20 protein-coding genes are annotated in these 26,632 nt (G+C 52.0%); 11 read left to right on the top strand and 9 right to left on the bottom strand.

Annotated elements, in window-relative coordinates; all coding sequences use genetic code 11:
* The first annotated feature begins 29 nt into the window (after positions 1–29).
* The 4 genes from SH302x_RS08595 to SH302x_RS08580 all read left to right on the top strand — a co-directional run bounded on the left by SH302x_RS08595 (position 30) and on the right by SH302x_RS08580 (position 7,573).
* Positions 30–953, top strand: a complete 924-nt coding sequence (locus SH302x_RS08595) for a sigma-70 family RNA polymerase sigma factor (RefSeq protein ID WP_479368322.1) — start codon at positions 30–32, stop codon at positions 951–953.
* A gap of 272 nt (positions 954–1,225) precedes the next feature.
* Positions 1,226–3,709 carry a DNA gyrase/topoisomerase IV subunit A gene (locus SH302x_RS08590; protein WP_479368321.1) on the top strand — a complete coding sequence of 828 codons (2,484 nt, stop codon included), beginning with the start codon at positions 1,226–1,228 and terminating at the stop codon, positions 3,707–3,709.
* Positions 3,710–3,739: 30 nt separating this feature from the next.
* Positions 3,740–5,656, top strand: coding sequence for a DNA gyrase/topoisomerase IV subunit B (locus SH302x_RS08585; protein ID WP_479368320.1), 1,917 nt, complete (start codon positions 3,740–3,742; stop codon positions 5,654–5,656).
* Positions 5,657–5,749: 93 nt separating this feature from the next.
* Positions 5,750–7,573 carry a M61 family metallopeptidase gene (locus tag SH302x_RS08580; protein ID WP_479368319.1) on the top strand — a complete coding sequence of 608 codons (1,824 nt, stop codon included), beginning with the start codon at positions 5,750–5,752 and terminating at the stop codon, positions 7,571–7,573.
* Between the two features lie 21 nt (positions 7,574–7,594).
* Here SH302x_RS08580 and SH302x_RS08575 read toward each other — a convergent pair whose 3' ends face one another.
* The 4 genes from SH302x_RS08575 to SH302x_RS08560 all read right to left on the bottom strand — a co-directional run bounded on the left by SH302x_RS08575 (position 7,595) and on the right by SH302x_RS08560 (position 11,958).
* Entirely contained in the window at positions 7,595–8,467 is an 873-nt protein-coding gene (locus SH302x_RS08575; RefSeq protein ID WP_479368318.1) for a hypothetical protein, read from the bottom strand.
* Between the two features lie 113 nt (positions 8,468–8,580).
* Positions 8,581–9,288, bottom strand: a complete 708-nt coding sequence (locus SH302x_RS08570) for a hypothetical protein (protein ID WP_479368317.1) — start codon at positions 9,286–9,288, stop codon at positions 8,581–8,583.
* Positions 9,289–9,465: 177 nt separating this feature from the next.
* Positions 9,466–10,764: a Gfo/Idh/MocA family protein gene (locus SH302x_RS08565; RefSeq protein WP_479368316.1), complete on the bottom strand. Its 1,299-nt coding sequence runs from the start codon at positions 10,762–10,764 to the stop codon at positions 9,466–9,468.
* Between the two features lie 117 nt (positions 10,765–10,881).
* Complete coding sequence (locus tag SH302x_RS08560) at positions 10,882–11,958, bottom strand: YheT family hydrolase (RefSeq protein WP_479368315.1); 1,077 nt, start codon at positions 11,956–11,958, stop codon at positions 10,882–10,884.
* A 122-nt stretch (positions 11,959–12,080) separates the two neighbouring features.
* On the opposite strand from SH302x_RS08560, the gene panB reads away from it, so the two are divergent.
* Entirely contained in the window at positions 12,081–12,917 is an 837-nt protein-coding gene (panB, locus tag SH302x_RS08555; protein WP_479368314.1) for a 3-methyl-2-oxobutanoate hydroxymethyltransferase, read from the top strand.
* 63 nt (positions 12,918–12,980) lie between these two features.
* Here panB and SH302x_RS08550 read toward each other — a convergent pair whose 3' ends face one another.
* The gene (locus SH302x_RS08550; protein WP_479368313.1) at positions 12,981–13,850 is read right to left on the bottom strand and encodes an NAD(P)-dependent methylenetetrahydromethanopterin dehydrogenase; all 870 of its coding nucleotides are present in this window, start codon (positions 13,848–13,850) and stop codon (positions 12,981–12,983) included.
* Positions 13,851–13,906: 56 nt separating this feature from the next.
* Positions 13,907–14,404, bottom strand: coding sequence for a formaldehyde-activating enzyme (gene fae / locus SH302x_RS08545; protein ID WP_479368312.1), 498 nt, complete (start codon positions 14,402–14,404; stop codon positions 13,907–13,909).
* A gap of 386 nt (positions 14,405–14,790) precedes the next feature.
* Between fae and SH302x_RS08540 the strand changes: the two genes are divergently transcribed.
* Complete coding sequence (locus tag SH302x_RS08540) at positions 14,791–15,609, top strand: hypothetical protein (protein WP_479368311.1); 819 nt, start codon at positions 14,791–14,793, stop codon at positions 15,607–15,609.
* 72 nt (positions 15,610–15,681) lie between these two features.
* Here the strand turns inward: SH302x_RS08540 and SH302x_RS08535 are convergent, their stop codons facing one another.
* Positions 15,682–16,083: a hypothetical protein gene (locus tag SH302x_RS08535; RefSeq protein WP_479368310.1), complete on the bottom strand. Its 402-nt coding sequence runs from the start codon at positions 16,081–16,083 to the stop codon at positions 15,682–15,684.
* A 363-nt stretch (positions 16,084–16,446) separates the two neighbouring features.
* Between SH302x_RS08535 and SH302x_RS08530 the strand changes: the two genes are divergently transcribed.
* Positions 16,447–16,758, top strand: a complete 312-nt coding sequence (locus SH302x_RS08530) for a hypothetical protein (protein WP_479368309.1) — start codon at positions 16,447–16,449, stop codon at positions 16,756–16,758.
* 132 nt (positions 16,759–16,890) lie between these two features.
* Here the strand turns inward: SH302x_RS08530 and SH302x_RS08525 are convergent, their stop codons facing one another.
* A complete protein-coding gene (locus SH302x_RS08525) occupies positions 16,891–18,111 on the bottom strand; it encodes a glycosyltransferase family 4 protein (RefSeq protein ID WP_479368308.1) in 1,221 nt (406 codons plus the stop codon).
* Positions 18,112–18,251: 140 nt separating this feature from the next.
* Between SH302x_RS08525 and SH302x_RS08520 the strand changes: the two genes are divergently transcribed.
* From SH302x_RS08520 to SH302x_RS08510, 3 genes are all read left to right on the top strand, one after another.
* Positions 18,252–19,058 carry a hypothetical protein gene (locus SH302x_RS08520; RefSeq protein WP_479368307.1) on the top strand — a complete coding sequence of 269 codons (807 nt, stop codon included), beginning with the start codon at positions 18,252–18,254 and terminating at the stop codon, positions 19,056–19,058.
* Positions 19,059–19,327: 269 nt separating this feature from the next.
* A complete protein-coding gene (locus SH302x_RS08515) occupies positions 19,328–22,363 on the top strand; it encodes a protein kinase domain-containing protein (protein WP_479368306.1) in 3,036 nt (1,011 codons plus the stop codon).
* Between the two features lie 212 nt (positions 22,364–22,575).
* Positions 22,576–23,781, top strand: a complete 1,206-nt coding sequence (locus tag SH302x_RS08510) for a hypothetical protein (RefSeq protein ID WP_479368305.1) — start codon at positions 22,576–22,578, stop codon at positions 23,779–23,781.
* A gap of 52 nt (positions 23,782–23,833) precedes the next feature.
* Here the strand turns inward: SH302x_RS08510 and SH302x_RS08505 are convergent, their stop codons facing one another.
* On the bottom strand, positions 23,834–25,219 hold the full coding sequence (locus SH302x_RS08505; RefSeq protein WP_479368304.1) for a DUF1501 domain-containing protein: 1,386 nt from the start codon (positions 25,217–25,219) through the stop codon (positions 23,834–23,836).
* A gap of 465 nt (positions 25,220–25,684) precedes the next feature.
* Here SH302x_RS08505 and SH302x_RS08500 point away from each other — a divergent pair, with 465 nt between their 5' ends.
* Positions 25,685–26,626, top strand: a complete 942-nt coding sequence (locus tag SH302x_RS08500; protein WP_479368303.1) for an FHA domain-containing protein — start codon at positions 25,685–25,687, stop codon at positions 26,624–26,626.
* The last annotated feature ends 6 nt before the right edge of the window (positions 26,627–26,632 follow it).

The following is a 26,632-nucleotide window of genomic DNA, read 5'->3' as shown; positions in this document are numbered from 1 at the left end:
GTATTCGTTCCACCCCGCAGGAGTTCGTTATGGCTTTTTCCGATTCTTCTTTTGATCAAGCGGAAGATATTCTTGAGGAAGTCCGCACCATTGCTGCGGTACGTCGCGGCGGGCCAATCTCCGATCGCCCACAATCTCCGCTGGAAACGTATTTGCGTGAGATCAACGAAACCAAGCTGTTGACCGCGGAAGATGAGCGCATGCTGGCCAAATTGATTGCCAGTGGAGACGCACAAGCCCGCGATCGAATGGTTCGCGCCAACTTGCGATTAGTGGTAAATATTGCCCGCGGCTACGTCGGAAAAGGGTTGGCCTTGCAAGATTTGATCGAGGAAGGCAACCTCGGACTGCTGCGAGCCGTCGAGGGTTTCGATCCTGAAATGGGGACGCGTTTTAGTACGTACGCTAGCTACTGGATCAAGCAATCGATCAAGCGAGCGTTGATCAACTCTGCGAAAACAATCCGCATTCCAGCTTATATGGTCGAGTTGCTGAGCAAGTGGCGAAGAGCAACAGCCCGTTTGACCGAAGAACTTGGCCGCATGCCAACGCAAGAAGAGATCGCTCGCGTACTGGGCTTGCCTCGCAAGAAACTGCCGATTATCAAGAAAGCGATCCAAATCCACAACGCAACGCCGCAAAGCGACCAGACCGACGCAGGTTGGTCACTGGGCGAAATGGTGATGGACGAACGCTTGAAGTCGCCAGATGACGAACTGCTGGATCAAGACGTTCTGAATACCGTGCTAGGGATGCTGGACGATTTGGACAGCCGCGAAGCAACGGTGCTTCGGATGCGATTTGGTCTTAAAGACACGCAACCTCACACGCTGAAAGAGATCGGTGCGGAATTGGGGCTGACTCGTGAACGAGTGCGTCAAATTGAGACCGAGGCGCTCGCCAAGCTGGCGACCGGCTTGAAAGACCCCAAAGAGCGACTGGGCTTGGTTTAATCCTCTCGCGGGCGTTGCATAATTTCTCCACGCATCTTCGTGGCCCCAAATTTCTCGAAAAACGCTAACTTTACCAGGAATCGAATCAGCCCTCCCGCGGGCGGCCGAATCTTCCTATAATCCGCAAACGTTAAAGTTAGTTTAGGATCGAGCGATCGTGAAACGCTAAAGCTTGGTGGCAAGACGTTGCGGCCCTATGGGGTCGTTGTCGGCTCTGCCAAGCTTCGGTTTGCAGCGATCATTCATGGATTGTTAGCCAATAGGAAGTGTGCATGGTTCGCGGTCGAAGCGGCGCAGATGGGACCGATGGTCAAGGTGACGAGCTCAAGAAGCGAAAGCGACGGTCAAAAGGAGCCAGCCAGGACAATGATCTTTTCGCGGATCAAGAAGCATTCGAGCAAGTAATCGGCATCCCGCTCAAGGATGCCGCTCAAACTCGTTATCTCAATTACTCATTGTCGGTCATCACCAGCCGAGCGTTACCAGATGTACGCGACGGATTAAAACCGGTGCAACGTCGTATCATATATACGATGGACCAGCAGGGCTTGAATTTTACAACCAAGCATCGCAAGTGCGCTAAGGTGGTCGGCGACGTCATGGGTAATTATCACCCACACGGCGACATGGCGATCTATGACGCTCTGGTGCGGATGGCTCAATCTTTCGCATTTCGGATGCCACTGGTCGATGGCAGCGGGAATTTCGGATCGATCGATGGCGATAACGCAGCAGCGATGCGTTACACAGAATGTCGCATGGCAGCGATCGCCTCTGAAGTGATCGAGGATCTCAGTACGACCACGGTTCCTTTCAAACCCAACTATGATGGCTCCCGACAAGAGCCGGTCGTGCTGCCCAGTCGCTTGCCCAACTTGCTGCTCAACGGAGCGACCGGGATCGCTGTTGGCATGGCAACAAATATCCCTCCTCACAACCTAGGGGAAATTTGTCGAGCACTTTTAAAGCTGCTTAAAGATCCGGAAATTAAAGACTATCAACTGGTGGCCAACGATGCGATCCAAGGCCCCGATTTTCCAACCGGCGGCCAAGTCATTAACACCAAAGACGAGCTGCGTGAAATCTATCGAACAGGTCAAGGGACGATCAAAGTTCGCGGGACGACAACCCCCGGCGCGGCTACCAAAGGCGGCAAGCTGCTGCACATTACATCGATTCCTTATGGTGTCAACAAATCGCAATTGGTGGAACGTATTGCGGAACTGATTGTTAGCAGCAAGATGCCGTTGATTGTAGACGTCCGCGACGTTTCTACGGAGGATATCCGTGTCGACTTGTTGCTGCGTGAAGATGCGGACGAAGCCAAAGTGCTCGCCTACTTGCATAAACATACGCCGCTGCAGACCAACTTTAGCGTCAATATGACTTGTTTGGTGCCGACAGAGAATCCCGAAGTTGGCTCGCCAGATCGGCTTGGGCTCAAGGAGATCTTATGGCACTTCTTGCATTTCCGTTTGGCTGTTGTCACGGCGCGACTTGAGAACGAGCTAGCTTCGCTGGAGCGACGCATTCATATCCTCGAAGGCTTTGCAATTGTCTTTGACGCGTTGGATGAAATCATCCGCATCATTCGTGCTTCGGATGGGAAAGCAGACGCGGCACAAAAGATCATGAAACGCTTCCCGGCGGCCAAAGGGGGCTTGGATGAGGATCAAACCGACGCCATCTTGGAATTGAAACTGTATCGCCTCGCAAAACTCGAAATCAATGTTGTGCAAGATGAATTGCGACAGAAGCGAGCTCGAGCCAAAGAAGTCAAAAAGCTGCTTGATGAAAAGACCGAGGATACCAATAACTCGGGACGCTGGTCAATTGTCCGCGAAGAGATCGAAGCGTTGATTACCAAGTACGCTAAGACCAAAGAAGGGGCCCGGCGTACGGAACTGATCACGATCGAGAACGAGCCTGAATTCAGTGCCGAAGATTTTATCGTCGCGGAAGATTGCCATGTCATGCTGAGCACCGATGGTTGGGTGAAACGGCAACGGCAGATCGCTGATCCCAGCAAGAGCCGCATGCGTGAAGGCGACGAGGTGCTGACATGCTTGGCTGCTTCAACGCGCGCGACCATTGGCTTCTTTTCTTCATTTGGCGTCTGCTATACAGCGCGAGCGATTGATATTCCTGCATCTACCGGGTACGGCGAACCGATCCAAAAGCTTTTTAAGATGAAAGATGGCGAGCGTATCATCGCCGCCCTTTCCTTTGACCCTCGTACCATTGGTAACATTGCAGAGAACGTAAAAAATCCAGAATATAGCCCTGAGGTACATGGTCTAGCTGCGACCACTAACGGCTTTGCGATGCGTTTCGGACTGCAATCCTTCGCGGAAGTTTCCACCCGCAGCGGCCGTAAGTTTGCCCGCGTGGCTCCTGGCCATACGATTGTGAATGTGTTTGCCGTTACAGGTCATGAAACCGTACTTGCTGCAACAGCCGAATGTCGCGCGCTGGTTTGCCCCGCTGAAGAGATCAATTATCTGTCAGGGGCTGGCAAAGGCGTGACGCTAATTAAACTTTCGAAGACCGATCGCTTACTAGGATTTAAACCGTCAACGGGCGATCGAGATCTGCTGGTGGTTGAGACCAATCGCGGGGCTCGCAAGACCATTTCGACTGCGAAATATCGCACCACCGGCCGTGGTGGACGTGGCATTGAGATTCAGAAGAACGGCAAGCTTTCGAAAGTGATCTATCCAGCTCCGGGTGCACCGGAAGTATTGGATGACGAATAATCGAAGTAGGTACCTTTTACGGATAACAAGATGAGTACTGCAGCAAAATCATATAACGCCTCGGACATTGTCGCTTTGGAAGGGTTGGAGCCCGTCCGCAAGCGACCTGGCATGTATATCGGAGGCGTCGGGCTCGCGGGTCTGCATCATCTTGTATGGGAAATTGTCGACAACTCGGTCGACGAAGCGATGAACGGACACGCGTCCGAGATTATCGTGACACTCCATAAAGATGGTCGCACCATCACGGTCAGCGACAATGGCCGTGGCATCCCAGTCGACAAACATCCGAAAACGAAAAAGCCCGCGTTAGAAATGGTCCTCACTATTTTGCACGCAGGAGGGAAGTTTGAAGGCAAGAACTATAAGACCTCCGGCGGGCTGCATGGTGTCGGGGCATCGGCGGTGAACGCATTGTCGAAATCGCTTGAAGCGATCGTCAAACGCGATGGCTCGCAGTACCGCATGACGTTTTCTCAAGGCCGACCGACGTCGAACTTGGAAAAGATGTCCAGCAATGTCCGTGGCAGCGGTACGACCATTACCTTCACTCCCGATCCTACGATCTTCCCAAAGACAGACTTCGATGCTGAAACGATCCGTCAGCGATTAGAGGTGACCAGTTTTCTCCACCGCGGTGTAAAGGTAGTCTTTGAAGATCAGACGACTGGCAAGAAGGATACCTTCCTTCACGAAAACGGAATCGTCGATTATCTGGGCAAAGTGCTGGTTCAGCGCAGTGCGACTCCGATCCACGAACAAGTTTTTACGTTGCATCGCGATGCGGAAGAACGTATCGAGATCGCTATGCAATGGACCGAGTCGACCGATGAACATGTTCGTTCGTATGTCAACGGCATCCCCACCCCCAACGGCGGGACGCATGAAAATGGTTTTCGCAGTGGCTTGGGCAAAGCGATCCGCAACTTTATCGAAACGCACAATCTAACGCCACGTGGGATTAAGTTTTCGCATGAAGACATTCGCGAAGGACTGGTCGCGATCGTCAGCGTGTTTATCGCGGAACCACAATTCCAGGGACAAACCAAGGATCGCTTGAACAACCCCGAAGTCCAAGCGGTACTTGATTCCGCCGTGCGACCTGTCCTGGAACAATGGCTCAACAACAATCGCACCGTGGCCGAATCCATCATTGCTCGCATTATCGCCGCAGCGCGTGCACGGGCAGCTTCGCGAGCAGCATCCGAACAGGTGTCGCGCAAGACCAGCAACGCTCGTGGGACGATGTTACCGGGCAAGCTGAGCGATTGTTTGTCGGCTGGCCGAGGGAACTCGGAACTGTTCATCGTGGAAGGCGATTCCGCAGGCGGAAGTGCAAAACAAGGCCGCGATCGCAATCATCAAGCGATCTTGCCGTTGCGTGGTAAGGTATTGAACACCGAATGCGTGACACTGTCGAAGGTTTTAGAAAACAAGGAAATTCAAGACTTAGTGACGGCCCTGGGCTGTGGCATTGGCAAGAGTTTCGACATCACTCGCTTACGGTACGACCGAATCATCCTGCTGGCCGATGCGGACTCTGACGGGCACCATATCACCACGTTGCTGCTGACGTTCTTCTATCGACACATGGGACCATTGATCAACGATGGCCGCGTCTATATTGCCATGCCTCCTCTGTTCAGGATCGATATTGGCAAGGAACGTTATTGGGCCGCTGACGAAGACGATCGTCAAAGGATTTTGGCCGAACATAGCTCGCGAGCGAAACCGGAGGTCATGCGATTTAAAGGGTTAGGCGAAATGATGCCTCGCGATCTGTGGGAGACGACGTTGAACCCTGCTAGCCGCCGCTTACTGCGAGTCGATATCGACGACCAGTTGGAAACCGATCGCATTATGAGCGATCTGATGGGCAAGGATGCATCAGCACGCTTTCGATTTATTATGGAACGTGCCGAGGATGCTCAAGACATCGACGTGTAATTTGATAGTCGTCGATCGCTCCGCGATCGAAACGCCCATCGTATCGATCGCGGAGCGATCGACAACATTAATAACAAACTTAAAGTCTTTACTATGACGCAGCCAGCGATTCCACCAGTTTGTTATTCTGTTGATCTCTCAAAAGGTGGTCGTGATCATTTGATTGAGGTGCAAGCGACATTTCAAGTTGCGAGCCTCAGCGAACTGGAAGTCTTCATGCCAGTTTGGACGCCAGGCTCGTATCTGATTCGCGAGTATGCTCGAAACATGGAATCAATCTCTGTGGACAGTAAGGGACCGTGTGAGCAAGTTGCTATCGAAAAGATTCGCAAAAATGCTTGGAAGCTGACTTGGTCGCAGCATCGCGAATCGTTAACTCTTCGATATAGGCTTTATGCACGCGAGAAAAGCGTTCGGACCAACTGGGTCGAATCCGACTTTGTTTTCCTAGTGGGAGCTGCGACGTTCATCACTGCCAAGCGTTATTTGGATCAAGCTCACCGCGTGCAACTGTGGAACCTCCCGGCAGGCTGTAACGTCGATTGTACATTGCCTGTTGACTGCCATGCTCGTGAGTCTGCACATACCAATCAAGCATGTTTTCGAGCGGAGAGCTTCGACCATTTGGTTGATAGCCCCATCGTGATTGGTAGGTTGAGTGTCGGCCATTTCATCGTCGGCGGAAAACAGCATCGCTTGACCAGCGTCGGCCACTTATCCAAATGGAATCACCAGATTGCCACCGTGCACGCGGAAGCGATTGTGGCGACGGTACAAAAATTCTGGGACGATGTTCCATATGAAAATTACTCGTTCCAGAATTTGGTTCTAGGAGGCTATGGTGGCTTGGAACATGATGACTGTTGCGTGCTAATGTCTGATCCACATGCCATGCTTGACCGCAGCAAGTATCTTGAATGGCTGGGACTGGTCTGTCATGAATTCTTCCACACCTGGAATGTCCGACGTTTGCGTCCCCGCGCGTTGATGACTTATGATTATGATAACGAGCAGTATCTACGCGAGTTATGGATTGCCGAAGGCATTACCAGTTACTTCGACGATCTACTGGTCTACCGGTCCGGTCTATGTAGTGAATCGGAGTATCTGACGTTGCTCAGCAAGACCATACAATCGGTCATGAACGCGCCGGGGCGAAACGTGCAATCGCTGGCAGATTCCAGTTACGATACTTGGATCAAACTGTATCGACCTGACGAGAACTCGAACAATTCTCGCATCAGCTACTACACCAAAGGAGCAGTCGTGGCGATGCTTTTGGATTTGCAACTAGCGCGATTAAGCTCTTTCGCCGTCAGGTTGCAAGATGTGATGCGAGCACTATGGACAAGGTATCGATCCACGGGCTACACCGAGCAAGACTTCGAAGACTTAGTCGCGTCGCTAGTACCAGGGCCTTGGCAGCAATGGTTCGACCAAAACGTCCGAGGTGTCGACGAAATCGATTTCACAGAAGCCTTCGATCTAGTGGGCTTACAGTGGACCAATGATCAACCGCAGGACTATCGCAGCGCCTACGAGTTGGCGACGCAACAAGCCACTGCGAAAACCGATGCCAAGCCATCATCGGCTGGCTTGGGATGCGAAACACGCGAGGTCGGCGGACGAGTTTTCGTTGCCAAGATCATTCGTGGAGCCGCGGCCAGTTTGGCTGGATTACAAGTCGACGACGAAATAGTCGCCATCGACGGCCTGCGAATTTTGGCGTCGAATCTGGCAGCGATTCTGCAGCGACATCGGCCTGGTGATCAAGTGGAACTAACAATCTTTCGACGCGAGCTGATGTTGCAAATTCCAGTCGTGCTGGAACCGATCCGTCGCGAGTGGAAACTCGAGTTTTCGCCGGATGCCAGTCAGTTAGCTATCGAGAATCGCCAGCGTTGGCTGCTGGGCTGAACAGGGGGCGAACAAGTGGTTTCACGTCCGCTTTCGTTTTGGATCAATGGTAAGGAGCAGCGTCCAAAGCATCGCAGTCGTGAGGACTCCCAAGCCGACACCACAAACGAAAATCACAGGGCTTGGAAGCACCGCTGCGGAAGGTTGTTTGGTTGCTGTCTTACGTTTGAAAGGCACCCGCAATTCGAGCATCCCTTCAGCGAGATCCTCGCGATAAACGGTCTTCGACAATTGCATACTCTCATCGCCGTCGTTGTATCGAGCTCTTTCCATGCCTGTCACTTGCAAAGCATTCAAAGTTGAATCCGCGGCAAATTTGAAATCTAGTGGGCCTGAAAGACGTTCATTGCACCAGAAACCAAAGTTGAAATCTGAGCCCCGACTAGGACGATAATACCAGCGGAGATTGTAGTAGGTCAGGTGCAGACTCGTTTTCCGGTCCTGTTCACATCGAATCGTAAATATGTTGAGCGGCAAATCATTAGTATGGTCATAGATATCGAAGTTCCGAGACTCAATCAGTTCCTTCCGAATTGGCAAATCGCTTGATTGCACATGCACGTATCGCCGCGAAAAGGGAATTCCTCCAATACTGCTGACGTTGCCAAAAACGGCAAGCTCAAACGTTCTATCCGCCGATTGATTTACTAGCTCATAGTAGACCTCGATGGTCTCAAGATAGTTTCCAGAACCAAGGTAGTGCGTTTCTGCTTCAAGTTTCGTCGAGCGAATTTCGACGTGCTGGTAGAAATCATCGCCGTCTAGTGGAAATATATCGCCAATTAGTTTGGGGCGAGGTGTAGGTGGTTCGCCTGCATTGGACAGATTGCAAAACAAAATGCCCAAGTAAATCATCCCGCAAAACCTTACCCAGTTGAGGTATAAGAACTTCATGACTTCAACTCTCCTGCGAAAACGAGCGAGACAAGGCGCCGACACAGATGACAAGATAACGCGTTATTATACAGTTCCTACGAAAGCACTTGAGGAACTTGTTTCCAGAAAATCTATTGACCGGCAACCTCTATGAATAAGTAGTCATCTGATCCGTCCCGCGCGGGCATTCCGCTAGATTGTCCTGCACGGAAGAAGTGATCGCCGCGGCCTTCGCTACCAAATCCAACAATCGAGGCAGGTGCTGAAAGCAGCGAGTGGTTATTTTCAGCATCAACTGTGCTTTTACGCTTCCCCTGCCGCAAATAGCCTTCTTGCATCGTTGTCACGACCTTCCTCGATTCGCCTTTGGCATTCGCAACCTCTGCAGTTGTCGCGATGGATACTCTTACAAAAGTCCATATATATTCCGGATCAAGAAACGCCGCATTCGCCGCATCGTCCTGCTCAATTAATACGACTCCGCGGAGTTTAATGCTTTCTGGATTTTCTGATGTTTCACCGGTTGGACTAAGTAGAAAGAATTTATTAGAGCCTGAGTTTTCAAGGCTTAGTTCCTGCAAACCCGACTCAGTGTACGCCCTTAGCCAGCCGTGTATTTCGCCGTTCTCAAAACGAAATCCACGAACATTCCGCCCGAGAAGAGCTCCGACCCTGGCGAAGTCAGGTTCTTCAACCAACAACTTCTTTACTGAAAGTATTTCAGCGGGTGCCTCATTCTGTTGGCAGCCAGCGAGGGTTATCGCAGACAGCAAAACACTTAGGTACACGCAAATGCTCTTTATCATGTGTTGCCGTTTCCCGAAAAAGCGTATGGTCATAGGTCACCGCACTACCGATCAGCAAAGGCGAAGTCGCGCTTCGTAGTACCGCAGTTAGGGCGGCACCGTTTTTCATTTCCCCTGCGCAATGCCCCCTGAAGGCGAGATCACAAGCGAAATAGTCCAATTGCGGTTAAACAATCGTACTGCCTAGACTGCTATGGCGATATGATTTACTCACACTTGGAAGCGATAGCTGCCGGGTTGTGGGACTACCACCGCTGGTGCATCAGCGCTTTCATAGCTGGCAGGGCGGAAGTCCATCTTGCTGTTGGCTACTTGATCCCAAGTAAGTGATTGACCGGTATAACACGCTTCGCGGCCAAGGATCGACATCAGCGTGCTTTTGCACATGTAATCGCCGTTGTTGATCCGAGGGCGCTCACCCCGAACCGCTTTAAAGAACTCGTCCTGTTCGGCTTGATGCATCTGTACGACTTTGTCAACGTGCTTGTAAGCTTGCTTGCCTTCAATGATGCCTTCGCACAATCGAGCTTTACCTTCCGTTCCCGAGATGTAGTCTTCTACTTCGGTAAAGCAGTTGGGCATCTGTCGCGTTTGAGCAAAACATCGACGACCATCAGCCCACTCGTAGACCACGGAGAAGTGATCGTAGATATTTCCTTGCGTGGCATCGTCTCGTGTTTGGCGTCCGCCCATGCCGTACGCACGAACAGGAGGCACATCGTGCTGCATCCACAGAGCCTTGTCGATACTATGAATAAACTGTTCAACGATATGATCGCCGGATAGCCAGATGTAGTTGTACCAATTTCGCATCTGGTAATCCATTTCCGATTCATCCGGATTGCGAGGCTTCATCCAAACTGGACTGGTCAAATAGTTGGATTGAATCGTTACGACGTCACCGATCGCTCCATCGTGAATACGTCGAATTGTTTCGACCATCCCGGTGTGATATCGCCAGCACAAACCGCTGACGACATTCAAGCCCTTACCCTCCGCTTCTTTGCAAGCAGCTTCCACTCGACGCACGCCAACAGCATCGGTTGCCACGGGCTTCTCGCAAAAGATTTGCATTCCAGCGGCCACAGCGGCTTCAAAGTGATCTGGGCGGTAGAAGGGTGGGGCAGCCAGTAAGACCACATCGATGTCCGACGCCAGTACCTTTTTATAGTTGTCTAGTCCCGAGAAACAATGTTCGTCATCGACCAATAGTTGTTGACTGTATTTGCGTCCCAGCGATCGTCGGCAATTCTGAATCGACGACTCATACAAATCGCCCAGGGCCACAATGCGTACGTTCGGATCCGCATCCATCGCATTGACAGCCGCGCCGCTACCACGCCCACCACAGCCAATCAGGCCGACGCGAATGACCTCTTTACTATCGGCATGCACCATTCGTGAATTGATGTTGCTGGCGGCGATGGCGGAACCTGCAACGATGCTAGTTTTGACGAACGAGCGGCGGTCGGTTGCGGGAATTGAAATATCGGCTGCGTTTTTCTTCATCGAAAAAACCTTGATATGGGTAGGTAGGTGTGAAAGGCGAGACCTGGATTATAGCCGATCAACGGTAGCAAAGAAACAATCCGACACAGATTGTTGGCAGGCCCGTGACGCAGCGAGCTAACGAGGCTGAACTTCGCTCACTTCCTCGGAGGGTTCGCCTAAAATGATCGAACTAAATGCTTCGTCCGCCCAACGCGTTAGCCCTTTTCCCAGCCCGTATTGGTAGTAACCTAAGTGGCCGCCGCGGCGTGTTTCCAGCAACCGCACATGTTCAAGTTGGTTCCGATTTAATTCAGCAAACATACGAAATGGCACAATGGGATCATGTCGGTCGACAATGATGGTAGTGGGAATTTGTATGTGATGAAGTTTGCTGTGCACACTGGAAAATGCATAGTATTCATCGGCACTGGCAAAGCCCGCGAGAGGAGCCGTCACCTGTTGATCAAACGCTCGGATGGTCGTCGCTTGAAAGCCTGCTGACCTGGCCTGCCAGCTATCCCAACGTTCAGCTCTCATTTGAGCTGACCGTCGCAGCCCGCGCAAAAAGAAGTTGGCGTACATGCGATTGACCCCTTGTTCCATGTTGCTGCAGCAGTAGGCTAAATCGATAGGTGGCGCAAGGGCGTGAATGGACTCCACTGTAAAGTTTCCCAGTGCTGCTTGTTGGCTCAATTGCTCATCGAAACTCGCAGCCAAATGCAGCGAGATGTTGCCGCCCAGCGAAAAACCCACCAAGCGAAAACGTTCGATGCCCCAATGCTGATTGGCCCATTGTAAAATCTGTAGAACCGACGGACTGCTGCCTGCATGAGGAGGCAGGTCGGTAACTTGATGCGATGGGCCAGCACCGGGAACATCAATTCGAATAGTTTGATAGCCGCGAGCCAATAGTTCGGCACAAACGCCGCTCATGTAGGAACCAGAATGGCACGAGCCCAAACCGTGCAGGAGAAAGAAAGCTTCTCTTTTGCCTTCGCCGGGATTCCGATACTCCTCAGGCTCATTGCGATAAATATAAGTCGCTCCGCGCTCGCCCAGGGGTACCGTAGCCCGTAGAGCTTGAGGAACAACCGCTTTTGGACGATAGATCGCCGTGAGAATGGTTTGCAAGTGGCCGCTGCGAAGATACCATGGCGGTCGAAAAGGCGACTTCCAAGGCGCAACTGCGGTCGCTACGGTGCTTGTGGGCAAAGACTTTTTTTGTTTGTGCGGCAATGTTACTTCCACTGGGGCTTGCTTGAATCGAACATAGCGGTTTCTATTGCTACTGCATTCTCAATCCAACTCAATACTCAACGACATCCTAACACAGTATGGCGAAAGCTCCTCAAACTGCAAACGATTCCTCCCCCGAGCCTTCATCGCGGGTCATCACTGTCCGCTCACTGCAACAAGCCAAAGCGAAAAAGCAGAAGATTTCGATGCTGACTGCTTACGATTGCATCATGGCACGTTGGCTGGATGAAGCGGGTGTCGATTGCATCTTGGTCGGCGATTCGTTAGGCATGGTCGTCCAAGGCAAGCCGACCACGCTGAGCGTTACGGTCAATCAAATGATCTATCATGGACGCATTGTGGTGAATGCTGTCAAACGTTCGATGGTAATCGTGGATCTACCGTTTCCCGTCGGGCAGCTTGGAATTCGCAATACAGTACGGACTGCTGCGAGGATTATGAAGCGGACCGGATGCACTGCGGTGAAGATGGAAGGCGGAGCGGCCCAAGCAGACTCTATCGCCGCGCTGGTAGATGCAGGCATTCCAACCATGGCCCATATCGGCTTACGTCCTCAAAGCGTTCATGCGCTGGGTGGTTTTCGAGTTCAACGCGACAAGGATCAGTTGATGCAAGACGCCATCTCCGCTCAAGAAGCGGGTGCTTTTGCGGTATTGGTTGAGTGCGTTCCGGCGAAGTTGGCAGCGGCTATCACGCGAGATCTAAGAGTACCGACAATCGGCATCGGAGCGGGCAAGGGATGTGACGGCCAAGTCTTGGTGACTCAAGATATGCTGGGCTTTAATGACAAAGCGATTGGCAAATTTGTAAGACGCTACGCAGACTTTAACGGGTTGGCTAAACAAGCGATTGCGCAGTACCACCAAGAAGTCGTTAGCGGCAGTTTCCCCAGCGACGAAGAATCGTTCGAGTAGTCTTACCAATAGCGATCATGGCTAAATCGACTTACCTAGATCGACTTGCCTAGATCGACTTGCCTAGATCGACTTGCCTAGCTCAAGCATCTCTAGGGCATCAATCACACACCCACGCCGCTGGAAAGCATCTCGCAGAGCGGCTTTGTGGATCTTCATCTTCAGTCCGCCCACGCCGAGTGCTCCGTAGTCGACGCGTGAACCGCGCTGGACAGCTTTGTCAGTCACCTTAATGCCGGCCAATCCCAAGGGCGGTACCGCATTGAGGTCGATGGCGACTTGCAGCGCAGTGGCGCGATTCAATTGTGATTCGTTCAGGAGTTGGACACCCGCCGCGCCGCAAGCAAATAGAAGTTCGCACTGCGAGAGAACTTCATCAATTGATTGGTCGGAGTAATCGAATGCATGGACCGCAGTTGCTTGGCCGGTGCTTAGCTGATCTGCGGGTAATTGATCCGCGACAGCTTGAGCGCGAGATAAATCTCGCGAGCCGACGGTGACAACCGCTCCTTCAGCCAACAGCAAACGTGCAACGCGTTGGCCGACGGCTCCTGTAGCACCGAAGACAGCCGCTTTTTTTCCGGATAGCGAAACATGTTTGGCCGCACACAAGACAGCCGCACTGGCCGTCGAATTGCTGCCGTTGCAATCCAGGACCACCGAAACGCGTAGCGGATCAAAGAGAGTTTTCTTGACTTTGCGAAGAATCTCCTCCCCTTTGGTAACGCTGGAGCCTCCGATAAAAATTGCAGTGCTTTGTAGATCCTCTGGTCCGCGAGTAAACATGGCACCGTGAACTAGGCCAGCGACGTTTTCGGGATTCACATTCCCGTACGGCAGCAAGAAATCGACGCCGGAGTCGATGGCGACGACGGCGTCAAACGAGCTGGGATGAGCATCGGTGTCGAGTTGCAGTAGAATCTTCGACTTCACGGCAGTGGATCCTCGTGATGTGCAACAGCTATGATTGTTAAAGTAGTCAGCGACTACTAGAAACCTCGGAATGGGTGAGCAGCGGAATCCTTTTGGCTGATCATCTCGGCGGCAGATGGCTTGCCAGCCATAGCGTTGCTGATTGCATCCTTGGTGGCTTGGTAGTTGAACTCATAGATCTTCTTGTCATCGGCGGCTGCGGGATGAATGAAGACGCCGCAAACGATCACTAGTTCTTCGGCTTGATCCTTTGGTATCACTCCATCGGCAACGCTATCAGCGACCGCTTTGGCGACTGCCGCTTGGGCGGGGCCGAACATTTGGACCGCTTGCTTCATGCCTTTGATGGTGACTTTGGTGATCATGACGGTCGCAGGTTTGACAGCCACGTTTGGTGCTAGAACAGCAAGCAGGTTGGTGTGGCCAGCGGATTGGGTCGCCAACGCGTTGGCAAAAGCGGTACCAACTGGGCCGTTCTTACTGCCAATCATCAGGTCGATGTGAGCGATTTCGTTGCCTTCGCCGGTCAATGCTTCGCCAATAAAAAATGACATGTAGCTGTCTCCTAAGTGTTGGAATGATCAAGAAATTGAGTTGGAATCGCCTTGTTGCAAACTGCCGCTCATGGACTCTAAGCGGCGTTGCAGAGTGCTACATTCTGACGTCAGGTCGCAAGCTTTACCATGGGGCATACGGCATTTCATGATAGCCGGATTGAACTGGCGAAATCGGGCCTCAGTTGTGGAGTTTTGCGGCATTTTTACTGGAAATCAGGGATTCGGCGAGGTACAGTGTGTAGGAAGCGTCAAGGCTTGCACCCACTCTGGCACAGACTTTGCGTACATGGGTTTAAGTGTACGACTGATGTCTGTAGAGCTTTGCTGGAGCGAAACACTGGGTTTTGCCTTGAGCATTTAATTCAAATAGGAACCGCACGGATATGAAAATGCATCGCCTCCTCTCGCTGTCTTTGGCTCTTTCTGCCGCTTTCACTTGTTCGTTCGTTTCCGCCGGTGATAAAGCCGACCGAAACAATAAAAATGAGATTGCCGCTGCCGACATCAAGTCCGAAGATTTGGGCTTAGAGTTTTTCGAGGCCATGGACAATGGCCAAATCAAGGTTGAATTCATTGCCAAAGATGCCACCAAAGCGACGGTGATCATTCACAACAAGACCGACAAACCGCTCAACATTCAATTGCCTGAAACCTTTGCTGCAGTCCCAGAAGCGTTAGCTCAGATGGGTGGTATGGGCGGCATGGGTGGTATGGGTGGCGGTGGCATGGGTGGCGGCGGAATGGGCGGTGGTCAAGGCATGGGCGGTGGCATGGGCGGCATGATGGGCGGCGGCGGTATGGGCGGCATGATGCGTGTCGAGACCGGCAAACCCACCAAACTGCAAACGCAAACCGTATGCTTGGAATTTGGGAAGAAAGATCCTAACCCACGCATGAAGTACCAGATTATTCCTCTTGAAAAATTCAACAACAACCCAGAGGTCGCTGAGATTTGTGCTGCTCTTGGCCATAACAAGCTATCGCAGACTGTGGCTCAGGCGGCTGCTTGGCACGTAGCAAGCGATCTGACTTGGGAACGTCTGCAGCATTTGCCAAAGAAGGTTTCGCAATACACGGGCATCGAATTCTATTTCACCCAGTATGAGGTTGCCGCCGCACGTCGAGCAGTAAACTTTGTTCGCACTCAATCGCAAGAAGCCAGCCAGTACGAGCAAGAGTACAGCTCTTACCCCGTCGAGTAGCTCGCAGTAGTTTGAGCAGTTCAATACAAACATTCAACGCGGAGAGCCTCCGCGTTTTCTTTTGCGTCAGCGTTACGCCAAGCCTAAAGCCTGGGCATCTTTACCGTTACCGGCTATCCAGTTGCGCAGCGAAGTTTGCTGCCACGGTTCCCAGGCGACCTCGTTGAGTCGAACCGTGGACTTTGGTTCGGTATCCTGCGAAGACTTAATCTCGCGTGCGTACTTGGGCGACAAGCCAATCGAATTGAGAAACGCATCGAATTTCGCTAATGAGCTTTGGAACGCTTCATCGCTGGAAGCCAACATGGATTGCCTTTGAGCGTCGCCAACTTCCAGCGATTCTTCAGGCTCGGCCTGCGAGCTCAGTTTGCTGGCCAAGATTTCCGCAAAGTCCAGCGTTGCATTAGCGGCTTGGACGCCAAGGGTCGCACCTGCCGAAACCGCAGCAGCAAATCCAAGCGTTGTGATGTCCATGCTCAAGGTGGTTTCGAGAAAAGCGAAATTCGAAAGAGTACAGCGTCCCTTATATCGGCACGATCGCTACAGAGTTACATCGGCGTTCGGCAAAACTCGAATGAGCATTTCAGATAGAGCTTTGGAAAAAATGTTGAAGTCGCTTTAGTGAAGATGGGTAATTTGTTTCAGTTCCTCGCGCACCGATTGCAACGAATTTACCAACTACTCGCATGACCCGTGGGGCAACGATTCGATAGTCAATGCGGAGCAGTTCGTACACCGCATGCTCGATTTGCGGAATGAGCGAGAACCAACGTCACGCGGCGATGGCTCCAAGAACTGTCCGGGTTTGTGTGATTGGCTTGGGAAAAGGACCGTACGATGAGTCGTAAGATTGCTGCGATGTTAGTTGTTGGGCTAGGTATTTTCGCAAATGTGGGATGCCATACCGGTTGCCACAACTGCAAGAGTTGTACGCCCGGTTGCCGACCAGGTGCCATTGGCTGGCAACGTGGAGGCACGGATTACCAAAGAACACTGAACCATGGTTACAGCCACAGTGCTAACCATGCGGCTTATGCCAACCAAGCCACTGGCTCAGGAGTGCAGGCCGCTCAAGTCGGTTATCCTTACTATTCGCATCGCGGTCCACGCGACTTCTTGATGAATAATCCTCCGACCATTGGTCGCTAAGTCGCGTTAAATCGTTTCACGCACACGGCTTAGAAGCTCGATTGCTGTCCGCCAAAACCGGCAAGGACAGCACGCCTCGCTGGCTGCCATCGTAGCTAAACGGGTATCCCTACCTGTGTCGAACGCGTCAGTTTATCGACTGTAGAGTACATGGCGGTAGACTTCTGCCACGGCAGCGGCCATGGTTTGGTCAGAGAATTTCTCTCGCTGACGTTTGAAAGCGTTGGCAGCAATTTGTGACCACACGGGTCGACTAGCGGTAGCCGTTAGCATCGATTCCTCCAGACTCGCCACGTCGTTAGGCTCGGCCAGCCAGCCCTCAATACCATCGCGGACCACTTCAGGCGTTCCTTCGACCTTCGTTGCCACGACAGGAATTCCGTTAGCCATCGCTTCCAGAACCACCATCGGCATGCCCTCGCCAAAGGTGCTCGGCAAGACCAAGAGATCTAGTTCACGCATCCTTTGAGGTGCATCTTTGACAAAGCCGTGTAAGTGGATACGGTTTCGATGTCGCATACCGTCCAGTTGAACTTGTATCGACTGTTCATAAGCTTTAGTCTCGAAACCGCCAATGACATCTAATGAATAGCGACTTGGGTCGTCACTACTGCTGCAGAGATTTTCAAATGCTTGAAGCAGTATTTCGAGGCCTTTGCGTGGGCGAAATAAAGCGACAACGCCAAATTTCCATTCGCGACTGTTTAAACGTTGTTTAACGGAGATAGGATCGCGGACTGCGACTCCATTGGGCGCAACAAAGATTTTGCGGGAGGGCACTGACCGCGCCAACATTTCATCTCGAAGCGATTGCGAGACGGTCAAGACAGCGTCGCAACGGCGCAATGCCTGCTTCTCGACGATACCGTTGATGCGATTGATCAACAGACGACTTGAGTCTCGGACGGTCGGCGAATGCACATGGTAAACCCAAGGCAAATCCAGCTTGGCAGCGACCAATGCGGTGATCAGCGCGCTACGTGGTGTATGCGCATGCAGAATATCCGCTTTCATTGTCACGGATAAATCACAAAGTCGCTGAATAATTTTGTAGTCCAATCGATGCTGCATTGAGGCTTGATGGACATGGTCGTCAGGTAATTCGGCGTGAGTCGGAAACTTACCAGGCTTTAAACAAGCGAAATGCGCGTCAAAGTTTTCAGCAATCAAACATCTGCCCAGCAACTGCTGCACTCGTTCAGCGCCTGAAAAGTGTTCACCATTGATCACATGCAGCACTGTCTTTAGCGAAACATCGCTGGAGCGCTCAGTATTTTGCGCAGAGTTTACGACAACAGGTAGTTGTGTACCAGTTATACCGAATGTAGGCAAAGCAATAATTGAATCGGGCATGGAAGATCCACATGCTGGGTAAACTTTAAGTTGGCTCGATGAGAAATGTTAGGTCATTCCCAGAGTTTTGCTGAACCCGACTCTCATTTTTCGCGCACAATTCTGCGGTCATCTAACTTTCAGCCCGCGGGATTAGGAAAATGTCACGCTTTTCAAGAAAAACAGCAACAGGGCTTGGATATCTACTATTTGCAGTGGTAGGTAGTGCTGCTTATTGGTCATTCAAGTCTGACTCTAGCAATGAGAAGTCACAAGCGATGGTAAGCCGCAATGACACAACACCCATTGTGCTTGGCGCTTCGCTGGAATACGCGACCGAGCTTTCCGCGATAGTGACATCGAATCGTTTTGATGATCCCATTGTCGATCTCAGTCAGAACCGACGACCAACTTGGTCTCATGGAGAGTCTTTAATAACGATCGAAACACTGGCCAGTCAGAAGCCCGAAAAGAACTTACCGACTACTTATCCCTACGAGTCGGTCCGTCCTGTAGCAATCCCACGCGACGGCAATGCCGTTGTGCAAGAAGACAAGCGGACCGTACTATCGCTGGCGCCGCAACCCAGCCGCAGACCGGAGGCCTATGTGTCAGCGCCTGCCGTGGAATTCACCAACGCGATCCCAATGGTTCCACTCAACAATCAACCGTCTGCTGAAGTGCCACAATTGGCCAGTACGGAGCTGGCGCAACCGCAGACGGCAGCTAGTTGGTCTGAGCAAGGTGCGCGCATGCTTCAGCAGATCGGGAAGACCTTGATGACACCGCCACCGCCGCAAAGCAGTGTGACGCGTGCCTCATCGAGCCAGTTGGTGGTGAGCCAAAAACCAGTAATCAGCGAGCCCGAAATGCCAACGGCTGCATCGGCAAGTGCTGAGCAAGATTTACGTTGGCAGCGTCCTGGCGCAAGCTCTAATCGACAATTCATCGAGCAACCGCAGCGATAAGTGAGCGTGGGATGAACGGCGTTGCCTAGCGCTTTCTGCAGCCGAAAAAGCCGCTATTTATGGTGATGAGCATATTTCGCAACGCCTGCCAATATTGCGTGTCCCCTCCTGACAATGTCGAAATTGGAATAGCAGCGGCACTTATCCGCACACGTGCATCTTGAGATTCATCGTTGACTGAAGACCGAGCTTAATCCATGATAGGGAGTGCGTTCTGAATCGAGCGTTTCCTGCTTCGCTCCCCCGTCACACTCAACTAGGTCTTTCTCATGACTCGGCCAGCAGGCGACGAAGCAAGCGAACCGCAGAAGCCCAAGGGGCCTTCTCGCGGCACATTGGCCGCTGGCGATTCCGGTGACTTGCCTGATGGCCTCACGCCGGTGGATGACAGTGGCATACTGAGTGCAGGCCTACTATCGGCATCGATCAGCACCGGTGAGACAGTTGACTTTACTAAGCCAAGTGGAGACATTTCGGCGGCTCATGATCCTAAGGCAAAGCTGATCGACGGTTTGACCGTTGCCTATTCGTCGGATCAAGCAGTCGCCGCAGGACGATTGCCCCAGCCAGTCTTGGCTCCCGCCATACCGGGCTTCCGCATTTTGGAAGAGTTGGGCCGCGGCGCATATGGCGTGGTCTACAAGGCTCAGGATGAAATGCTGCAGCGACAAGTAGCCATCAAGGTGCCGTTGCTACGAGATCCTAAACTACGAGAATCTTACATTGCAGAAGCCCGCAAAGCAGTATCCCTCGAGCATACCAACATCGTGCCGATTTATCATGTCGGCGTCACCTTGGACAACCAACCTTTCGTTGTCCAAAAGTTGATCGATGGGCCAACTTTGCGCAAAGTGCTGAACGAAAGCAAGGGCCTGCCGATTCTGGAATCCGTGCGCTTAATCAAAGAGATTGCATTGGCAATCGATGCAGCTCATATCGCGGGTATGGTACACCGTGATTTGAAACCCGAAAACCTTTTGATGGATTCGCGTGGGCAACCATGGGTAGCAGACTTTGGATTGGCCCTTGGTGAAGAAGATCAGAGCCAGCACCGAGGCGAGATTGCCGGTACACCTTGCTATATGTCTCCAGAGCAATTGATGGGACGTGCCGATTGGCTGGATGGTCGCAGTGACATTTGGTCCATTGGAGTCATGTTGTATGAAATGCTGGTTGGCAAACTGCCCTTTGATGGCAAGGACTTCCAATCATTGAAGGAGCAGATCTGCGAACGTGAACCACGGCCCATTCACCAACGAGTTCCTGAAGTGCCAGCAGAACTGGATCAGATCTTTCGAAAGTGTTGTGCAAAGAAGATCACCGAACGATATGCCAGTGGTCGTGAACTTGCTGCGGCACTCGATGCATTCTTGGAACATACGCAGTTGACCGAAGATTACTCGCCCAGCAGTTTTCGCTCGCTATACACCACGCTAGGCGACGCCCGATCCACCAAGATCCTTGGCCAAATGTCGGCCAGACCGATGGCTTCCACCAAGATCCTGCCGGTTCAGTCGACATTACGAAGAACTGTTGAAATCTCGTCGCGGGCCGCATTTCCAATCGCTCTTCTGTTTTGTGGTATCTCGATTTTGGGAGCCGCATGGGTTTTCTGGAAAGTCAACCAATTGCCAGCCGACTCTAAGGTTGAATCGAATCTCGCTCAAAGTAGCCCCGTCCCAGATGAAACGACCGTTAGTTCCGCAAGCGTTTTGCCGAGTGTTTCGGAAGCTGACGCTCTCACGCTGCGGCCCAACCCAGCGACACCTGACATTCCGCCAAACCCAAGCGGCGGTGAAGCAGCCATGGAGTCCCAAACTGCTCAAGCAACCACAGTCGATGGCGGTGTCACCGACAACCTGTCTATACCGGAAACCAGCCCGACTATCGCTCGGCCATTCCGAGTCAACATCGATGGTTCGGGGACACACACGTCACTGCAACAAGCAGTCGATGACGCTGAGCCGGATGAAGTAATCTTTATTGCGGCTGGCGCGATCCGAGAATCCGTACGCATCAACAAGAATCTGGAATTGCGCGGAACCGGCATCACGACCAGTTCGATTCTGAGTGTGAATAAACCGTGCCTGATCATTGACCAAAACTCGAAACTAATTGTCAGTGATATGTCCTTGTTTAGTCAGGGCAATGAAACAAACACTATCGAAGTAATCGGCGGCGCGATCAAGCTCCAAAACTGCGAACTCTCCGCCACAACCTATGATTGCTTGAAGCTCTGGGAGAACTCTGTCGCGTTACTAGTAGACTGCACCTTAGAGACCAACGAGCATCCGGCCATTCGCGCTGAGTCGGGCAGTCGATTGGAGGCCCGCGGTTGCTCATTTCGATTCATAGGCACTGCGATTCGACACAAGGCTGGTATCCAAGCGGTTGCTAGCCAGTGCCGTATTACCAACTGCAATTTCCAAGGTCGCTGCGAGGCAGCTATTCACCTGCGAGACGCGATTGCTGAAGAATCGTTCATACAGGATTGCTCGTTCACTGATGCCAACGCAGGGATTTTTCTCGAATCTTGCAAGAATGCACGAGTGTCGGGAAGCCAGGATAGACCAAGCCAATTCGTGGACTGCGCTAGCCCAATCGTGATGCAATCATCGCAGGGCCAATTAGCACATGTTCGACTGGTTTCTCACGACCGCACGCCGCGTGGTATCGGAATGCAGTTTCTGAGCGAGTCAGATTTTCATGTAAACGACTTTTCGATCGATGGTTACGCGATCGGATTGGGCAGTGTCGGGTCTCGAATCAGTCTTGAATCAGGCCAGTGGTTGCGTTGCAGCAATGGGATCCTCGCGGATTCGACTCAAGGCATATTGCTGCACTTGGAGATGGACAAACTTGCAGAGATTGGATTGCTGAGTACAGGTTTAAATGGACAAATTGAGGCTCGTGATGTCCAGTTTTCAGGCGGAGCAGTCGGCATCTGGGCCATGGCGGGACAACATCAAGTCGACGACATCCGTTTTCAGAATCTCGACACAGCGATAATCGTGGGTTGCACCGAAGAGATCGTGAAGGAGTTTTCTGAATCGTCGATGTTGACTCCATTCCGCATGAAGTTTCGCCCTCAAATTGACTTTGAGAAACGGCCCCTGGTGGCGTCCCAAGGCTTGGCGTTCGATTCCATTGTGACCGCATTTCGCTTTATTGGTCCCGGACAAACCCGGATCCAGCGATTCCAACCGGAACCGGGAGCGGAACTTAAAGTGTTAGAGGTCTCCAACTACCTGCAAGCCAACGGTCAGGACCTAAAAAACTTGGACGTCCAGGCCAGAGCGAATTAATGGAATCGTACTCGCGTGAACCTGCCGTCATGCCACGATTTATGTGCGTTGGGTCTCGAACACAAGTAAGCTCTTTTTTTGCATAACCACTAAGTTTTTCCGATGCATTGCTTGACGACGGCAATGGCTGTTGTTAACGTCAAAAGGTCAAGTAATGCACTCTAAAGTCACTTAGTCCTGCCGCACGTCACACATCTTCGGGAATTTTCATCATGATCCGTGCACTCACATTTTTGAGTTCGCTTGTTTTCTTCGTGCAATCGATGCCTGCCCAGGCGGTCGATCTTGAGGATATGCCTGCTGGAAAAAGCGTGGCTGTTCAAGGAGAATCCATCGATTTGCCCCAAGATCTGACATCACGATTAGACAATGGCAAGCTTCGTATTTCGTTGGATACTCTTGGCGTCCCAAGCCTTGGCGATTCGGCCCGTTCAAGCCTGATCGTGCGATTGATTGGCGAAAATGGTTCGGAACAGCAAACGTCTGTGAATGCAGCGGGCATCGCCGAGTTTAATAATGTCACGCCCGATCAATTGCATGCCGTAGTCGTCAACGGCCCTGCCGCCCACGCGGTTGTACCAGTGATGCCCTTGAGTACTGCAGCCGCCGCTGAGAAAGGTGTCACATCGGACACGGTTAGGATTCCAGTATTGCAAGCCTCGTCGCAAGAGATCTTGAAGAACCTGGCAGGTTACACGCAATATGGCGCAGGACGTGTCAGCCGAACGGGCGTACCGTTTGGTGCTAGCCAAGTCAGCTCTAGTCGCACACCTGTTTATAGCGTTCGATTGACGTCAGATGGTATTCTCAATGGCCGCGTAATCGTGCCAGAAACCGAGATCGCTTCCAGTCTCAAGTTTGCCAACCTTACCTTGCTGTCGAACAACCGTCCTATCGCTCAGACAACTTCCAATGAGTTAGATGGTAAGTTCGCTTTTGCGAATGTATCACCGGGCATCTACGGATTGATTGCTGCTGGCCCCGCTGGTTACGCCGCCTATTCGATGGAGGTTATCGCCTCCAACGAAGCAACCGTCTCGTTTCAAAACTCGAACGTCCGTTTAGTAGCTGCCCAGCCTCCGGTGGCTGGACCATTTGCGATTGTTGTCCTAGTACCGCCAAGCCTTATGGATAGCGTATCCGAAGCCATTGAGACAGACTACGCCCAGCAGCCACCCGTTTTGGAAAACGTGCCAATGATGCAAGGCCCAATGGCTGGACCTCCAGGCTTTCCTGGCGGCGGTTTCCCTGGCGGAGCAGGTGGCGCCATCGGTGGAGGAGCTGCAGGCGGTGCACTTGGTGGCTTCGGGCCTTTAGCTGCACTCGCGGCAATTGGCGGCATTGCCGCTGTTATTGCCAATGACGATAGCAGCGACTTTAATAACCCACCAACAGCTACGACGACCCGACAGCAATAGAGTTGTAGCTTTTGACTTAAAGGTTCCCTAAAAACTAAAGTCATCGAGCCATCTACGTCAACAGGTCGTGCACCACGCGACCGTGAACGTCTGTCAGTCGATAGTCGCGTCCGGCGTGACGAAATGTCAAACGCGTATGATCTAACCCCATCAAATGCATGATGGTGGCATGAAAGTCATGTACATGCACTTGATTGGATGCCACGGTTGAGGCGATTTCGTCGGTCTCTCCATAGGAAAGACCACCTTTGACGCCTGCTCCCGCCATCCAAGACGAAAAACATGCACTATGGTGGCCTCGTCCGTCTTCACCATCGACACCTGGCGTGCGTCCAAACTCAGTGGTCCAAACAACCAACGTATCTTCCAGCATGCCCCGTTGCTTTAGGTCTTGAATTAGAGCAGCGATTGGTTGGTCGATCGCTTTCGCATGCCGAGCATGATCTTGCATATTCTTGTGCTGGTCCCAATTATCGCTTGAACTGCCGTCAATCAATTCAATGAAGCGGACGCCGCGTTCGGCTAGCCTGCGTGCAACAAGGCACTTCCAAGCGAAAGTGTTGGTAGCTTTATCCTGGATACCGTACATATCCTGGGTTGCTTTCGTTTCCTGCGCAATGTCAAACGCGTCGATCGCTTCGGTTTGCATATGAAACGCTGTTTCGAACGTGCGAATACGAGCGGCCAGATCCAGATCGCCTTCACGTTGTTGCATATGTTTTTGATTCAACGCATCGGCTAAATCTAGTTCAAGCCTCTGGATGCTCGCTTGCGGCGTTCTGCGGTTCAGATCCGCGATCGGTTCATCACCAGGGACAACGCGAACGCCTTGATGATAGGCAGGCAGAAAATCATTCGCGTAGACTTGAGTGCCTGCGTAAGGCAATTGAGCAGCCAACACAATGAAAGAGGGCAGGTTACTATTCACTGTCCCAAGACCGTAACTGAGCCACGATCCAATGCTAGGCCGAGAGAAAAAGAATGACCCGGTATGCATCGCTAAGGTAGCTTGATAATGCTCGTTGTCATCTGACTTCATCGACTTGATCAAACAGATGTCGTCCATTTGTTCGCGCAGATGGGGAAACAAGTCACTTACCAGCGTCCCTGACTTGCCACCTGGGCGAAACTCCCACATAGGCTTCAGTAATGTTCGCTGTTGATTTGAAAGTCCGCCTCCAATTCCTGTCGTCTTTCCATCCGCCTTAAACAATTCCGGTTTGTGGTCAAAAGTGTCCATATGTGACACCCCGCCATTGGAAAAGATGAAAATAATACGTTTGGCTTTTGCGGGAAAATGCGTTGCCTTAGGAGCCAATGGATCAGCGCCGGCGACTCCGGACTCATCAGCCATTAGCTGAGAGAGCAGGCCTGGCATAATCGCGGAACCGGCGACCATACTTTGCAGCAGATGGCGTCGAGAAATCTTTGCCCACATAAACTCGCCTCAATCGTTGGAAAAACGGACCTTGCAGCCGACGTCGGTGCTTTGGGACCGACTGGCTTTCATTGTAGAGCCGACCTAAGCAACTAACAAACGGGCGTTATCCGTATTGTGATCGTCTTTTGCAGCATCCTCAGAGGCCGTGTCGCGACTCAAGTATTCTAATCCAATTCTCACTACGCATTGCGTTTGGCCCACAAAAACCGCAGAACTGCCCAGGTCTTCCACATTTGACTTTTGGCGGCCGGCTAGCTGAAAATTCATAAGGGAAAAGCACTTGTGAAGTGATATACCTGATACTATTGTACAAAAGGGAAGTCCTATCCCCTTGCATTCCCCACCCTCCAAGTCCTGTGACTATCCAGATCCCTTTTCGCACTTAGTCATGTTCCCCCTTCATTATCATCATCGTATCCTGGGACTGCGGTTGCAGAATACTAGGAGCGCACGAATAAGCCGATGAAGAAAGCGGAGAAACGAACCAGCGAAGTCAGCCGAACGCTTGCGCCACCACCACAGGAGCCAGCAGACATGGACGTGTCGGATGATGGCTTGCAGGGCGATATTAAGCAACATCGAGCTTCGTCCGACCAGCAAGCGGACTCAGGCGATTTTGATGACCTGCCAGCCGATGCAACGCCAGTTGAACATGATTCGCAAATCGTCTCCCCTCCGCGAGCCGATTCTTTAGAGGATCATGACCATCGTGAATCAGACGGTTACGCGACGATCAACGTCCATCAAGCTGCGACCAACGATACCGATTCCGATAGTCATATCCCCAGCTATCGCCCCACGGTTCGACCTCCAATGGGAGTCGTGAAACTGATGTTTGACGGCGATCTTGGCTTTGCAACTTATCCCGTCATGACAGATCGATTTCTGATTGGTCGCAAAGAAGGAGATTTAGTAGTCCCGCATGAACTATGGATGTCCGGTCGCCATGCGGAGTTGCAGCGGCGCAAAGTTGGCTCCACCTACCGTTGGTTTCTAGTCGATCAGAACAGCACTAATGGCAGTTTCGTTCGTACCAATGCGATTGTTTTAAATCCAAACGATGAAATATTCTTGGGTCGCGAGCGTTACCGTTTCGTGAACCAGCCGCCTGACGTTGGACTGGTTCATGTGACGCGGGGCAATGCCGAAAAATGGGTTTTCACCAACATCACAGAAAACCTAGGGACGGCCTCAAACACCCCGATGCAATGCATGTTATCAGACCCGTACTTAAACCAGTACCATGCGCAGATAAGCCGTGCGAGCAACGGCAGTTGGACAATCCGTGACAACAATTCGCGAAATGGCGTTTGGTACCGCATCCGTGAAATTGAGCTTCACAACGGCGCGGAGTTCCAATTAGGTGAACAGCGGTTTTCGTTCGCCTGCGACAACCCTAGTTGAGCCTAA

Source organism: Njordella calcicola (assembly GCF_056494125.1).
Note: the sequence above shows the minus strand (reverse complement) of the source record. Positions and strands in the feature narration are given on the sequence as shown.

What these genes read in the sequence shown, in the direction of transcription:
- SH302x_RS08595 (WP_479368322.1), top strand. Translation starts at nt 30, where the DNA reads ATGGCTTTTTCCGATTCTTCTTTTGATCAAGCGGAAGATATTCTTGAG.
- SH302x_RS08590 (WP_479368321.1), top strand. Translation starts at nt 1,226, where the DNA reads ATGGTTCGCGGTCGAAGCGGCGCAGATGGGACCGATGGTCAAGGTGAC.
- SH302x_RS08585 (WP_479368320.1), top strand. Translation starts at nt 3,740, where the DNA reads ATGAGTACTGCAGCAAAATCATATAACGCCTCGGACATTGTCGCTTTG.
- SH302x_RS08580 (WP_479368319.1), top strand. Translation starts at nt 5,750, where the DNA reads ATGACGCAGCCAGCGATTCCACCAGTTTGTTATTCTGTTGATCTCTCA.
- SH302x_RS08575 (WP_479368318.1), bottom strand. Translation starts at nt 8,467, where the DNA reads ATGAAGTTCTTATACCTCAACTGGGTAAGGTTTTGCGGGATGATTTAC.
- SH302x_RS08570 (WP_479368317.1), bottom strand. Translation starts at nt 9,288, where the DNA reads ATGACCATACGCTTTTTCGGGAAACGGCAACACATGATAAAGAGCATT.
- SH302x_RS08565 (WP_479368316.1), bottom strand. Translation starts at nt 10,764, where the DNA reads ATGAAGAAAAACGCAGCCGATATTTCAATTCCCGCAACCGACCGCCGC.
- panB (WP_479368314.1), top strand. Translation starts at nt 12,081, where the DNA reads ATGGCGAAAGCTCCTCAAACTGCAAACGATTCCTCCCCCGAGCCTTCA.
- fae (WP_479368312.1), bottom strand. Translation starts at nt 14,404, where the DNA reads ATGTCATTTTTTATTGGCGAAGCATTGACCGGCGAAGGCAACGAAATC.
- SH302x_RS08540 (WP_479368311.1), top strand. Translation starts at nt 14,791, where the DNA reads ATGAAAATGCATCGCCTCCTCTCGCTGTCTTTGGCTCTTTCTGCCGCT.
- SH302x_RS08535 (WP_479368310.1), bottom strand. Translation starts at nt 16,083, where the DNA reads ATGGACATCACAACGCTTGGATTTGCTGCTGCGGTTTCGGCAGGTGCG.
- SH302x_RS08530 (WP_479368309.1), top strand. Translation starts at nt 16,447, where the DNA reads ATGAGTCGTAAGATTGCTGCGATGTTAGTTGTTGGGCTAGGTATTTTC.
- SH302x_RS08525 (WP_479368308.1), bottom strand. Translation starts at nt 18,111, where the DNA reads ATGCCCGATTCAATTATTGCTTTGCCTACATTCGGTATAACTGGTACA.
- SH302x_RS08520 (WP_479368307.1), top strand. Translation starts at nt 18,252, where the DNA reads ATGTCACGCTTTTCAAGAAAAACAGCAACAGGGCTTGGATATCTACTA.
- SH302x_RS08515 (WP_479368306.1), top strand. Translation starts at nt 19,328, where the DNA reads ATGACTCGGCCAGCAGGCGACGAAGCAAGCGAACCGCAGAAGCCCAAG.
- SH302x_RS08510 (WP_479368305.1), top strand. Translation starts at nt 22,576, where the DNA reads ATGATCCGTGCACTCACATTTTTGAGTTCGCTTGTTTTCTTCGTGCAA.
- SH302x_RS08505 (WP_479368304.1), bottom strand. Translation starts at nt 25,219, where the DNA reads ATGTGGGCAAAGATTTCTCGACGCCATCTGCTGCAAAGTATGGTCGCC.
- SH302x_RS08500 (WP_479368303.1), top strand. Translation starts at nt 25,685, where the DNA reads ATGAAGAAAGCGGAGAAACGAACCAGCGAAGTCAGCCGAACGCTTGCG.